This window comes from Sphaerospermopsis sp. FACHB-1194 (genome assembly GCF_014696235.1).
GTDB classification, from domain to species: domain Bacteria; phylum Cyanobacteriota; class Cyanobacteriia; order Cyanobacteriales; family Nostocaceae; genus Sphaerospermopsis; species Sphaerospermopsis kisseleviana.
This window is the reverse complement of record NZ_JACJPU010000043.1, coordinates 36115-49716: the sequence shown is the minus strand read 5'-3', so window position 1 is coordinate 49716 and position 13602 is coordinate 36115. Positions and strand designations below refer to the sequence as shown.

Genomic DNA, 13602 nt, shown 5'->3' with positions numbered 1-13602 from the left:
AATCCTGATGATATAATAGCATTAAATAGCTATGGTAAAGCCTTAGCTGAGTCGGGAAATTATGAAAAAGCTTGTGATATTTTTGAGAGGTCTTTAAAAATTAATCCTGATGATATAATAGCATTAAATAGCTATGGTAAAGCCTTAGCTGAGTCGGGAAATTATGAAAAGGCTTGTGATATTTTTGAGAGGTCTTTAAAAATTAATCCTGATAATATAATAGCATTAACTAGCTATGGTAAAGCCTTAGCTGAGTCGGGAAATTATGAAAAAGCTTGTGATATTTTTGAGAGGTCTTTAAAAATTAATCCTGATAATATAATAGCATTAACTAGCTATGGTAAAGCCTTAGCTGAGTCGGGAAATTATGAAAAGGCTTGTGATATTTTTGAGAGATTTTTACAAATAAAATCTAATAATTACATATCTTTTATATACGCTAGATGTCTAGAACATTTGGGTAAATACACAGATGCCATATCTCAACTGCAAGCGATAGATTTTGATAGTCTCCCCCAATATCATATAAATGTTATTCATATTACTTTAGGAAGACTTTATTATTGTCTTCAATCTTACGAACAAGGAAATAAGTATTTTAACTTAGCACTTGCTAACTCAGATGATAAAGAGAAGTCAATACTATCCAGTGCTAGAAGTATTCTCGCTCATAATCCTTATAATGAAACTGCTGTGAAGATGTTACAACAAATTGCTGAGGAATCACCACGCTATTCTCAAGCAATGGAAATGTTGACACTAAATTTAAGTGAAGAAGAATATTTTAAAATGGTCAAATCTGATTATCAAAGTGGTGTGAATGACACCGAAATACTAAATCGAGCAATTTATCATAAAATTGCTAATGAAATCAGTATTCTCAAAGGCATTGCTTACCGGATTTTGCGTTTTTCTCAAACAGAAGATCCCTTACTTACAGGTATTATTAATGATATTGAGGATGTATTTGAAGAAGTTAACCGTCGTCGAGCATTAGAAAAATCCCAAATTTCCACTATTGCTAATGATGAATACGAGCAAATTATAGCAATTATTTCCAAAACTGCTCACGATATTTCTGATTTTGTTAATAATCAGTTAGCAATTATTGAGTCTAAAACTAGACGTGCAATGAGAAAACTTGCTGTTGATGACCCTCACTATAAGCAATTTGAGAAACTATTAACACAACTAGAATTTACTCAAATTGCTCTTAATGATCTCAAAGCCATTAATGAAGGGATTAAAATTAAAAATCATCATTTTAAAATCAAAAAACTATTTGAAAAATGGGAAGCTAACCCTCATATTGATAATGCTTCTATTACTCTGGATATTAAAAATGGTGATTCAGAGTTTAATGGTGATGAAGAAAAGATCAAAAGTATTTTAAATGAATTAGTAGAAAATTCCCTCAAACACAATGCTAAAAAACTAGATTTAAACATCTCTATATCTACAGAGGATATTATCAATCCTCCGGGAATCCGTGGTGCTAATATTCCGGGTGAGCAAAAATATCTATTAATTGAGTTTAATGATAATGGTCAAGGAGTTCCCCCAGATAAAAAAGATTGGATATTTCAACCTTTAAAAACTACCGCTAGTGAAGGTCATGGTAGTGGTTTAGGATTATTCATTATCCGCAAAACATTAACACAGATGAACGGACACATCCAAGAAACTGGATGGAAAGGAGCTAGATTTAAAATCTATATTCCTTATACAAAAAGCGAAAATACTTAATTGTGTTAAATTTGATATAAGTCACACTATCAGGTTATACTAGGAATATAGTATAATTTGCTTTGTGTCATTTTTAAATCTCTGAAAATTATAGAATTATGCAGACTAAAAATATTCATTTGCTATTGGTGGAAGATAATTCTGGCTACCTCACTCAACTTATAGAGTGGTTAAATGATTATGGTTATCGTCAGATTCAGACTGCTTCTAGTGTAGTTGAAGCAACAGAAAAGTTATGTGATCCTTTTGATGTCATAATTGCTGATATGCGAATGGAGCAAGATAACAGTGGATTTGTGATTTTGGAAGAGGTAAAAGCACGTAATCTTTCATCAGTGGTGATTATCCTCACTGCTAATGATAATGTGATAGATTGTCGAAATGCTTTTAAATTGCAAGCATGGGACTATATTTCTAAAACCATGCGGGGTAATGTTTTTGATGCTCTCCACGATTCTATCCAAGAAGCTATTACATATTTTAATCGGTGGGGTAATGTTCACAATGAACAATGGATAACTGAAAATCTGGAACTTTTAGAAAAAGACTATTGGGGTAAATATATTGCAGTCATTAATAAAACTGTGATTGAAACAGCAGATAATGAAGATACCCTCAACAAATTACTTGAGGAACGAAAATTAAGACGGTTTTTAACTACTATTAGAAAAATAGGTGATTTACAACCAATTTCTCAACTGATAAAATTACCAGAAAGTCCGAAACTAGAATATAAAAGCACTTTGCAATGGGATGTTAGACAAAATCGTAAAAATGAGGATTTAAAATTTAGTGTCCTTAAAACTATTGCTGCTTTTCTCAATTCTGAAGGTGGAACGCTAATTATTGGAGTTGAAGATGATGGTAATATTTTTGGATTAGAGCAAGATTTGGCTACACTTTCCAAAGGTTCTCTAGATCAATTTGAACAAACAATTGTAAATCTGATTTGCGATCGCATTGGTCCTGGCTTTATGTCATTAGTTACAGTTAGATTTGAGACAATACAAAGTAAAACAGTATGTGCAATTGATGTCAGAAAATCAGATATAATAGCTGTGATGCAAGGTAAAGATAAAAAATCAGAACTCTATATTCGTGCGGGTAATACCTCAAAGTCTCTTGATATTTCAGAAACAGTAGAATTTTGTTTAAATCAGAACAAAAACAATATCAAGAGTTGATATAATATAAGAGAAAATTATGATTTTTCTCAATCTATTAAAAATCCCTATTCTAAACAGTTGAAAAAACAGGTCACAATTGATTTAGAACAGGATGTAATTGAATACTTTGAAGAAATAGCTCAAGAAACTGGCATTTCTTATGTAGGGGTTGCTGAGAAAGTCTTTCCGTGAGGGCATAGGAGTCAGGAGTCAGGAGTCAGGAGTCAGGAGGAGATTTGAAAATTTCTTTGCCATCTCTTGAAATCCCCAAAAATGCACACTTTTTCCGGTATACCCTTCAAAACCCTTGCACTAATTTCTGTGTTTATCAGCCTCTAACCTTTGATATATCAAGGTTTTAGGTTTATTCAGCAAACCCTATGTAAAATTAATTCATCTTTATCTGCGTGAACGTATGGAAAATAAACGCCAATTATCAGTAATCAAACAAATAACTTAGACGGAACATGAAAATATTTACCTAAAACTTCAGCTTGTTCTGCATTGATATTACAATCACCTTGAAGAATAGCATTGACTTCCTGATCACCTTCTTTAAGACCTAAAATATTTAATAAATCTGCTTCATCCATTCCCCTTTCTTCCATCAAATGTTGTAAAACTTGTAGAGGTTTTGCAGGTTCTAAAGGATGATTTTCAGTTTCATATTTTTCTACCAATATTACTAGGACTTACGCAATACATGGCTCAAAACCTGATTTTTCTGTAGGGGTAATTCATGAATTACCCCTACTTTCGTGATATTTTGCGTAAGTCCTGATTACTAATAAATCATATAAAGCATCTTCTTCTGTGGTTCTATTTTTATTAAATAAAAGCCGTTCAACTTCTTGTAATGCTGATTGCTATTCATTACGATCAATAGCATAATTTATATGCTTTCCCATCCTGTAAATCCTGAAATCCTGTACTTCGACTTACTTCGACATAGTTCGACTCCGCTCACTAACCGTAGTTCGACTCCGCTCACTAACCGTAGTTCGACTCCGCTCACTAACCGTAGTTCGACTCCGCTCACTAACCGTAGTTCGACTCCGCTCACTAACCGTAGTTCGACTCCGCTCACTAACCGTAGTTCGACTCCGCTCACTAACCGCTCAGTACAAGTCGCTCAGTAACCAGACATCCTGATTCAGACAAAAAAACCGACAACCCAACGAACTAATAACACAAAAAAATCAACAGTAGGGACAATTCATAAATTATCCCTACCGGAAATTAGAGTAGGGTATTAACCACGGAAGAAGGTGCTACCCCATTTTGGGAATCATTAATCGTAGTATTTGCGCTTTGTGGCTGAATTTCTTCCTGTACACCCCGCACCTTAATCAACCGAATAGCACGACTCACACTTTCCGGTAAAATCACCACCAGACTACCATCAGGAGCCATATCCAAACCTTTATTAATGGCTTGGGTTTCATCCAGAATTGATTCATAACGGCAATTAGGTTTAGCCTGATTAATGCCTTGAATAATCAAATCTGCGGCTGATCCCCGTGGTCTACCTCTAGTGTCATCATCTTCTTTAACAATGATGTAGTCAAAAATATCAGCTGCTAATTTACCCAGAATGACAAAATCTTCATCCCGGCGATCGCCCGGTCCCCCGACTATACCTATGCGCTGTCCACTTGTCCAGTTACGAACAAAAGATCCCACAGCTTCATAACTAGCAGGGTTGTGGGCATAATCTACCAAAGCATGGTATTTACCCAAATTAAACAAATTCATCCGTCCTGGTGTTTGACTCACTGAAGCGCGGAAAGTCCTCAAACCAGAACGAATTTGTTCAATACTCACATTCTGTACAAAAGCTGCCAAACTTGCTGCTAAAGCATTGGCAATCATAAACGGCGCTTTTCCGCCCATTGTTAAGGGTATATTTTCTGCTCTTTCTATCCGATGTGTCCAATCGCCTTTAACAATTGACAGATAACCATTTTCATATACTGCCGCTACTCCTCCCTTCTGGATGTGCTTTCGCACCAGTTCCGAGTCAGGATTCATGGTGAAGTAAGCAATATTGGCTTTTGTTTTTTCTGCCATCGCTGCTACACGATGATCATCAGCATTGAGAACTGCATAACCATCAGGAAACACCGCTTCAGCAACTACACTTTTCAGGTTTGCTAACTGTTCAATGGTATCAATATCACCGATACCTAAATGGTCAGCAGCTACATTTAACACCACACCCACATTAGCCGCATCAAAACCTAACCCAGAACGGAGAATACCACCCCGTGCCGATTCTAATACAGCCACCTCCACAGTTGGATCTTGCAGGATCACATGGGCGCTTTGAGGACCAGTGTTATCTCCAGCTTCCACCAAGAAATCACCGATATAAGTACCATCTGTTGTGGTATAACCGACAACTTTACCTGTTTGCTTATAAATGTGTGCTAACAGACGAGTTGTAGTAGTTTTACCATTAGTACCAGTGACACTGAGGATAGGAAGACGGCTCGGTTTTTCGTTGGGGAACAGCATATCCATGACTGCGCCGGCAACATTGCGGGGAGTACCCACACTGGGAGCAACGTGCATCCGAAAACCAGGGGCGGCGTTAACTTCCACGATCACACCATCCATCTCTCTCAGCGGACGGCTAATATCCGTAGTGACGACATCCAAACCTGCAATATCCAAACCGATAATTTTCACTACCCGTTGTGCTAACCAGACATTTTCCGGGTGAATTTCGTCGGTACGATCCACAGCAATACCACCTGTACTCAGGTTAGCCGTTGCCCGCAGATAACAAATTTGCCCCTTGGGAGGCACACTATTAACGGTGTAACCTTGTCTTTCTAATAGCTGGTAGCTGGTACGATCTAACTCAATTTTAGTCAGGACATTATCATGACCTTCACCGCGATTCGGGTCTTTGTTGGTTTCATCAACCAATTCAGCAATAGTGGATTTACCATCACCAACTACATGGGCGGGAACTCGTTCCGCTACAGCTACAACTTTACCATCTACCACTAACACCCGATGGTCACGCCCAACATAATACCGTTCCACAATAATAGAACGGGAAACCTGTCTAGCCGCGTCATAGCCTGCTTCAGCTTCATCCCAATTCCTGATATCAATGGTGATACCACGTCCATGATTGCCATCTAGAGGTTTGATGACTATAGGATAACCGCCAACATATTCAATGGCTTCTTCCAAATCATCCAAGAAGTTAATCACCGTACCTCTGGGTACTGGTACACCATTGGTAGCGAGGATGCGTTTGGTGGCTTCTTTATCACAAGCTAATTCTACACCGAGAATGCCTGTTTTATCGGTCATTGTGGCCTGCATCCGTTTTTGATTCACACCATAGCCGAGTTGAATCAGAAACCTGGCGGCTAGAGGCATCCAAGGAATACCTCTTTTTTCTGCTTCTTTGACTATTGCTTCTGTAGAAGGACCAAGGGAAGCATCACGCCAAAAGTCTTTAAGGTCTTGAATATCCTGCTCTAACTCGGCTTTAGGATAACGACCCCGATCAACAATGCTTTGACAAAGCCGCACTGCTGCACGTCCCGCATAACGTCCCGCTTCTTCATTTAGGTACTCAATCACTACCTGGTAAACTCCAGGAGTGGCAGTCTCACGGGTACGGCCGAAACCTACGTGCATTCCAGCTAGTTCCTGGAGTTCTAAAGCTACGTGTTCTACGATATGACCCATCATGGTGCCTTCTCGTACACGCATCAGAAAACCACCACGACAGCCCGGTGAACAATAGTGACCCTCCAGACTTGGTAGGGCTTCAACTAATCCTTCATAAAAGCCTGGGATTTGATTTGAGGGTGTTTCGGCAAGGTTTTCCAAATCAAGGCGCATGACGATTAGTTTATGGCGTCGAATGCTCCAATAGTTTGGGCCGCGTAAGGTCTGGATCTTGAGGATTCTCATGGGAATAGGTAGATGGAGATTCGGAACCAAAATTCTAGTTTCTTACTGAAATTGACCGCTAAACTGTTCACTATAAACAGTTTTTTCTTTTTAGATAGTATTTGTCTATTTTTTTGGCAACAACAAATAAATGCGCGGTCAACCAGTGTAACCTCAGATACTCTATCCCGTCAGCTGGAGATCCGATGCACAGCGGGTAAAACAGTACGTTGGTAAAGATGAAAGCGATCTCCGTAACTGAGGATATGTAGACGTAAATTATGTACAGTCAATGGTTCGTTGGCACTGACATGGTGTTCGTTAGTATGGGTAAGTTCTGTAGGGTCAACAATTGTGACGCTACCTTTACCTAATACTTGCAACCAACCATCACGTTCAAACACAGCACAAGTATCTTCATCAATGCCAATACCAAGACGATCTGGATGGGCAGCGATCGCACTAATCAATCTTCCCATCCGATTGCGGTTGTGAAAGTGTTGATCGACGATAACTTCAGGAATAAATCCTAAACCTGTGGCCATATCAACCAGGGAACGATTGGGCGTTTCCCCACTACCTCCACCTGCAATCATGTGATGTCCCATGACTGCTGCCCCCGCACTCGTTCCTGCTAAAGTCAGTTGTCCTGCTCGCACCCGCTGGCGGATAATATCCATTGCCGGTGTATCTGACAGAACTCCACAGAGGCGCAATTGATCTCCCCCTGTTAAAAAGACCCCAGTACAGGCTTCTAAGGATGCCTGAATTTGAGAGTTTTCGCATTGTTCGCGTTCACGAATGTCTAAAATCTCAACCTTTTCCGCACCCATTTCTTCAAAAATGCGAATATACCGACCACCAATGATGGCTGGTTCGCGGGAGGCAGATGGAACAATTGTAATATATGCCTTACTAGCACCAGCACGAGCAACAAAAGTCCGCAAGATTTCGCGTCCGTGAACTTTGTCTTCTGCGCCTCCGATAACTAGAACGGCGGTTTTAGTTGCTTGGGGTGTCCTCATTTCCAGCGATTTAGCTTTTAATTGCTGCATTGTGTTTCTGTGGTCAACAACTTCAGGAACCATCGCCTTTAAAGGTTTCCCAGGCTTGTGGCGAATGGCTTGTGAATTTAATCAGGTTTAGTCGCCTGTTTCTTTTCGCCCTTTGCTTTTTTAAGAGGACACTTTTGATCAGTTTCAGAGTTGCTAAATTTGACTCTCCAACTTTTCCTTAAACGCAGATGAAGTTTAAGTTCTGTCATGTCCGTTACTGTTCCTCATCACCAGCGCCTTGTTTTTCACCTTTCTGCTGATTCCAGAGTGGTAGAATAAATAGTGCTTTCAGGCTGGGTTTACCCTTTAGTTTTGGGGGCGAAAGCAGGTCTTGACACTCTTTTTTCTGAAGCTGGCTCGATACATCCTGGAAGTTGTTAACTTTGGTGGGATTATTAATTTAAATTTAGTTGTGACAATATTTAAACATAAATTAAGTAATTAGAAAAACTTTTGCTCCCACTAAAAAGATAAGAATTCTGGTACTTTTAGATACTATAGCTACGGTTTATCTCTAGTATTACCTCCTCCTGACTTCACAGGAACTCTTAATGGGATAAAGAGGGGAAGATAGAAAGATGGGAATATGGGGAGAAATATTTACGTTCTGCCTTGTGCCTTGTGCCTTCTGCCTTCTGTCTTGTGCCTTCTGTCTTGTGCCTTGTGCCTCATTGGTAATTTACGTTAAATGTCCCAATCTCATCTTAGTGTCATTAAATACGAATTATTGTGCGTTTTGATATAGTTACACTTTTTCCTGATAGTTTTAGTTCAGTTCTGGGATCTGGTCTTTTAGGCAAAGCCCTAGCCAAGCAGATTGCTGAAGTACATCTGGTTAATCCCAGGGATTTTACCACAGATAAACATCGTAAGGTAGATGATGAACCCTACGGCGGTGGTGTGGGGATGCTGATGAAGCCTGAACCGATTTTTGCATCTGTGGAATCTTTGCCGATTTTACCGCGTCGAGAGGTAATTTTGATGAGTCCCCAAGGTGAAACAATAAATCAGCCCCTGCTGCGAGAATTAGCAACAAATTATGACCAATTGGTGGTGATTTGTGGACATTATGAAGGGGTAGATGAAAGAGTGCTAAATTTAGTCACTCGTGAAGTGTCTTTGGGTGATTTTATCCTCACCGGTGGCGAAATTCCGGCGATGGCGTTATTAAATGGCGTTGTACGCTTACTACCAGGGACGGTGGGTAAGGTAGAATCTCTCAAGGCTGAAAGTTTTGAGGAAGGTTTATTAGATTTTCCCCAGTATACCCGTCCTGCCAATTTTCGCGGTTGGAAAGTCCCAAATGTGCTACTCAGTGGTAATCATAGGGAAATTGCCAAATGGCGTTTTCAACAACAAATTCAACGCACCGCTTCCCGTCGTCCCGATTTGCTGCAAAAATGGCAACAAGAGAGGGAACAGGGGACTGGTGATTGGTGACTGGGGACTGGGGACTGGGGACTGGTGACTGGGGACTGGGGACTGGGGACTGGTGACTGGTGACTGGTGACTGGTGACTGGTGACTGGTGACTGGTGACTGGGGACTGGTGACTGGTGACTGGTGACTGGGGACTGGTGACTGGGGACTGGTGACTGGGGACTGGTGACTGGGGACTGGGGACTGGTGACTGGGGACTGGGGACTGGGGACTGGTGACTGGGGACTGGTGACTGGGGACTGGTGACTGGTGACTGGGGAGAAATATTTACCTTCTGACTCCTGACTCCTTGATCTTCTGACTCCTGACTCCTGACTCCTGACTCCTGACTCCTGACTCCTGACTCCTGACTCCTGACTCCTGACTCCTGACTCCTGACTCCTGACTCCTTGATCTTCTGACTCCTGACTCCTGACTCCTGAACTCCTGAACTTCTATTTTTTATGAACATCAGAATTGGTAACGGCTACGATATTCACAGATTGGTGAGCGATCGCCCTTTAATTTTGGGTGGTGTTCACATTCCCCATGAACTCGGTTTGTTAGGACACAGTGATGCTGATGTTCTCACTCACGCCATTATGGACGCTATGTTAGGCGCTTTATCTTTAGGAGATATTGGCCATTATTTCCCCCCCAGTGATCCCCAATGGAAAGGCGCTGATAGTCTTGTGTTATTAAAACAGGTAAATCAGTTAATTATTGAGCAAGGTTGGAAAATTGGCAATATTGATTCTGTTGTTGTTGCAGAACGTCCCAAATTAAAACCCCATATTGCTACAATGCGAGATAAATTAGCAGCAGTTTTACAACTAGAACCAAATCAAGTTGGTGTCAAAGCTACTACTAATGAAAAATTGGGTCCCACTGGCAGAGAAGAAGGTATTTGTGCCTATGCTGTAGTTTTGTTAGTGGCTGGTGATTAGTTAATAGGAGGATGAGAAAATGTTTAGTTTAGATAAACCTGAAGAATTAGTTAAAATCAGACTAATTTCTAATATTTGGAATAATCAAGTTGATTCACCAGAAAAAATAGAAAGTTTATTTCAACTACCTTCTCCAGATATTATTGTCTTAGATCAAAATCAGCAAATTGCATTATTAGTAGATATCACAACGCAAGAAATTCTGAAAAATCATCAATGTAAATTTTAATAACCTTAAGAATATTTGTCAATCAATATTGATACAGCCAGAAACATTACTAATTAAAAATGACATTATGGATAATTTAATATTACAATCTATCCTAGATCATGATCAATTATATCCTCAAGAAAATAAAGAATTTATTAGTAATAATAGTAAAGACTTTGGTACATCAGAAGTAAAAAATGCTTTAGAACCAGCAGGAATCAGATATTTGACAATGACACAGCATTTTCTCGACTCGTTTAATAATTCCCGTTCATCAACCTAAATAGTATTTAGATTTTGTGGTTATATTTTGTGAAAAAAATTATGAAATTCAATAAAAACATTCTCAATCACACAACACGCCTTTTATTACTCATCACCATCCTGTCATTTACAGCATTATCAATCACAGGTTGTAACCCCAGCAACTTCAAAAGTAATGCAAGTCAGCAAGTACCACAATTAGTAACTAGCATTCTCAGCGATCCCAAAACCTTTAACTATGCCCTCAGTTCCGAATCACCTAATATTTTCGGTTATACTTATGAGGGACTAATTAGCCAAAATCCTATTACGGGTGAACTAGAACCAAATTTAGCTGAATCCTGGGAAGTTTCCGAAGATAAACTCAAAATTACCTTCACTTTAAAGGATAATTTAAAATGGTCAGATGGTAAACCATTAACCGTTGATGATGTCGTCTTTACCTATAACGATATTTATCTGAATAAAGACATCCCCACTAATGTGAGAGATATTTTGAGAATTGGAAAAGATCGCAAATTACCAACCGTGAGAAAAGTTGATAAGAAAAGAGTAGAATTTAGTGTACCCGAACCTTTTAGACCATTCTTACAAAGTGCTGGTGCTGCTATTTTACCTGCTCATGTATTAAGAGAATCGGTAAAAACAAAAGATCAAGATGGTAAACCGAAATTTCTAACAATGTGGGGTGTAGATACTCCACCTGAGCAAATTATTGTTAATGGACCTTATAAACTAGAACGTTACGATACCAGTCAACGGATAATTTTCCGTCGTAATCCCTATTATTGGCGTAAAGATGCACAAGGTCAACCCCAACCTTATATTGAGCGTATTATTTGGCAAATTGTTGAATCTACAGATACATCTTTACTGCAATTTCGTTCTGGTGGGTTAGACTTTGTAGGAGTGACACCTGATTATTTTTCTTTGCTCAAAGCACAAGAAAAACAAGGTAATTTCCAAATTTATAATGGAGGTCTTTCATCAAGTACAAGTTTCATTTCTTTCAATTTGAATAAAGGTAAAAGAAATGGTAAACCCCTTGTTAATCCGATTAAATCACGTTGGTTTAATAGTGTGGAATTTCGTCAAGCTATAGCTTACGCAATTGATCGAAAAACCATGATTAACAATACTTTTCGTGGTTTGGGACAAATGCAAAATTCACCGATTTCTGTCCAAAGTCCTTATTATCTCACTCCAGAACAAGGATTAAAAGTTTATAATTACAATCCTGAAAAAGCTAAGGAATTACTACTCAAAGCTGGTTTTAAATACAATGCACAAAATCAATTAGAAGATGCACAAGGAAACCGGGTGAGATTTGCTTTACTTACCAATGCAGGTAATAAAATCCGTGAAGCAATGGGTTCACAAATTAAACAAGATTTGAGTAAAATAGGTATCCAAGTTGATTTCACACCTTTAGCATGGAATACTTTTTTAGATAAACTTTCTAATACTTTAGATTGGGAAGCATCGTTGTTAGGTTTAACAGGTGGTTTAGAACCCAATGAAGGTGCAAGTGTTTGGTCTCCTGAAGGTGCTTTACATATGTTTAATCAAAAACCCCAACCAGGACAAAAACCAATTCAAGGTTGGGAAGTTGCACCTTGGGAAGCAAAAATACATCAACTTTATATTCAAGGCGCTCAAGAATTTGATGAAGCGAAGGTGAAAGAAATTTATGCTGAAAGTCAAAAAATAACACAGGAGAATTTACCCTTTATTTATTTGGTAAATCCCTATTCTCTAGGAGCGGTAAGAAATAAGTTTGCAGGAATTAAATATTCTGCTTTGGGTGGTGCTTTCTGGAACATTCATGAAATTAAAATTACAAAGTAGGTGATGGGTGATGGGTGATGGGTGATTGGTGATTGGTGATAAATAATTATCTATTATCCCATTCCCTATTCCCTATTCCCTATTCCCTATTCCCTATTCCCTATTCCCTATTCCCCATTCCCCATTCCCTATTCCCTATTCCCCATTCCCCAAAAAACTGCTGTGAGTCAACCTGAAAATTTAAAATCTCTATTAGAATCTGTTGCTAATGGTACAATTTCCCCAGATACAGCTTTTGAATCTCTCAAAGATTTAGCTTATGAATCTGTGGGTGAGTTTGCCAAAATCGATCATCATCGTCATTTAAGAACCGGTTTCCCCGAAGTTATTTGGGGTCCTGGTAAAACTCCTGAGCAAATTGCTCAAATTATGGAAGTGATGCGTCATCGTACTTCCGTAGTCATGGCCACTCGTATTCAACCAGATGTATATTCTATCCTGCAAAAAAAAGTCAGAGGTTTACAATACTTTGAATTAGCAAGGATTTGTGCGATTATTCCCCATGAAATTCAACCGCGTTTTCCCGGAGAAATAGGTATAGTTTCTGCTGGTACTGCTGATTTACCCGTCGCTGAAGAAGCTGCTATGACTGCCCAATTGTATGGTTTCCGTGTGCAGCGTCTTTGGGATGTGGGGGTGGCAGGTATTCACCGTTTATTAAATAATCGTCATTTGCTTAATTCTGCATCTGTATTAATTGTTGTGGCAGGTATGGAAGGCGCTTTACCAAGTGTGGTTGCAGGTTTAGCAGATTGTCCAGTGATTGCTGTTCCTACTAGCATCGGTTATGGTGCAAGTTTTGGCGGTTTAGCTCCTTTGTTAACAATGCTTAATTCTTGTGCAGCAGGTATTGGTGTGGTTAATATTGATAATGGCTTTGGTGCAGCGGTGTTAGCAGGACAAATTTTGCGAACTTCCGAGAAATTACGCTTGGCATCGGATCAAGAGTTAGGTTAATACAGTGAAAACTGCGTATAATTTCGGTAACTGCTGATTGGATCAATTACTGCTAATTCAATAAGCTGA

The 13602-nt window shown here is 39.2% G+C and carries 11 protein-coding genes; 8 read left to right on the top strand and 3 right to left on the bottom strand.

What is annotated here, in order from left to right:
- A partial coding sequence (locus tag H6F45_RS20635) for a tetratricopeptide repeat protein (RefSeq protein ID WP_190348256.1) occupies positions 1-1746 on the top strand: 1746 nt, incomplete at its 5' end.
- Positions 1747-1844: 98 nt separating this feature from the next.
- The gene (locus H6F45_RS20630; protein ID WP_096566838.1) at positions 1845-2930 is read left to right on the top strand and encodes an RNA-binding domain-containing protein; all 1086 of its coding nucleotides are present in this window, start codon (positions 1845-1847) and stop codon (positions 2928-2930) included.
- Between the two features lie 425 nt (positions 2931-3355).
- Here H6F45_RS20630 and H6F45_RS20625 read toward each other — a convergent pair whose 3' ends face one another.
- From H6F45_RS20625 to H6F45_RS20615, 3 genes are all read right to left on the bottom strand, one after another.
- Positions 3356-3592, bottom strand: a complete 237-nt coding sequence (locus H6F45_RS20625) for a hypothetical protein (protein WP_190348255.1) — start codon at positions 3590-3592, stop codon at positions 3356-3358.
- 559 nt (positions 3593-4151) lie between these two features.
- A complete protein-coding gene (gene cphA, locus H6F45_RS20620; RefSeq protein WP_096566844.1) occupies positions 4152-6854 on the bottom strand; it encodes a cyanophycin synthetase in 2703 nt (900 codons plus the stop codon).
- Between the two features lie 170 nt (positions 6855-7024).
- A complete protein-coding gene (locus tag H6F45_RS20615) occupies positions 7025-7888 on the bottom strand; it encodes a cyanophycinase (protein ID WP_137668552.1) in 864 nt (287 codons plus the stop codon).
- 729 nt (positions 7889-8617) lie between these two features.
- Here H6F45_RS20615 and trmD point away from each other — a divergent pair.
- The 6 genes from trmD to larB all read left to right on the top strand — a co-directional run bounded on the left by trmD (position 8618) and on the right by larB (position 13533).
- Positions 8618-9328: a tRNA (guanosine(37)-N1)-methyltransferase TrmD gene (trmD, locus tag H6F45_RS20610; protein ID WP_137668551.1), complete on the top strand. Its 711-nt coding sequence runs from the start codon at positions 8618-8620 to the stop codon at positions 9326-9328.
- Positions 9329-9770: 442 nt separating this feature from the next.
- Positions 9771-10253: a 2-C-methyl-D-erythritol 2,4-cyclodiphosphate synthase gene (gene ispF / locus H6F45_RS20605; protein WP_096566848.1), complete on the top strand. Its 483-nt coding sequence runs from the start codon at positions 9771-9773 to the stop codon at positions 10251-10253.
- A 19-nt stretch (positions 10254-10272) separates the two neighbouring features.
- A complete protein-coding gene (locus H6F45_RS20600; protein WP_137669076.1) occupies positions 10273-10482 on the top strand; it encodes a hypothetical protein in 210 nt (69 codons plus the stop codon).
- A 67-nt stretch (positions 10483-10549) separates the two neighbouring features.
- Entirely contained in the window at positions 10550-10747 is a 198-nt protein-coding gene (locus H6F45_RS20595; RefSeq protein ID WP_137669075.1) for a hypothetical protein, read from the top strand.
- Positions 10748-10788: 41 nt separating this feature from the next.
- Positions 10789-12576: an ABC transporter substrate-binding protein gene (locus tag H6F45_RS20590; RefSeq protein ID WP_190348254.1), complete on the top strand. Its 1788-nt coding sequence runs from the start codon at positions 10789-10791 to the stop codon at positions 12574-12576.
- 162 nt (positions 12577-12738) lie between these two features.
- Positions 12739-13533 carry a nickel pincer cofactor biosynthesis protein LarB gene (gene larB, locus H6F45_RS20585; protein WP_096566856.1) on the top strand — a complete coding sequence of 265 codons (795 nt, stop codon included), beginning with the start codon at positions 12739-12741 and terminating at the stop codon, positions 13531-13533.
- Positions 13534-13602 lie beyond the last annotated feature (69 nt).

Excerpts from the sequence above, each read along its gene's own strand:
- H6F45_RS20630 (WP_096566838.1), top strand. The coding sequence starts at position 1,845 with ATGCAGACTAAAAATATTCATTTGCTATTGGTGGAAGATAATTCTGGC.
- H6F45_RS20615 (WP_137668552.1), bottom strand. The coding sequence starts at position 7,888 with ATGCAGCAATTAAAAGCTAAATCGCTGGAAATGAGGACACCCCAAGCA.
- H6F45_RS20590 (WP_190348254.1), top strand. The coding sequence starts at position 10,789 with ATGAAATTCAATAAAAACATTCTCAATCACACAACACGCCTTTTATTA.
- H6F45_RS20600 (WP_137669076.1), top strand. The coding sequence starts at position 10,273 with ATGTTTAGTTTAGATAAACCTGAAGAATTAGTTAAAATCAGACTAATT.
- ispF (WP_096566848.1), top strand. The coding sequence starts at position 9,771 with ATGAACATCAGAATTGGTAACGGCTACGATATTCACAGATTGGTGAGC.
- cphA (WP_096566844.1), bottom strand. The coding sequence starts at position 6,854 with ATGAGAATCCTCAAGATCCAGACCTTACGCGGCCCAAACTATTGGAGC.
- H6F45_RS20595 (WP_137669075.1), top strand. The coding sequence starts at position 10,550 with ATGGATAATTTAATATTACAATCTATCCTAGATCATGATCAATTATAT.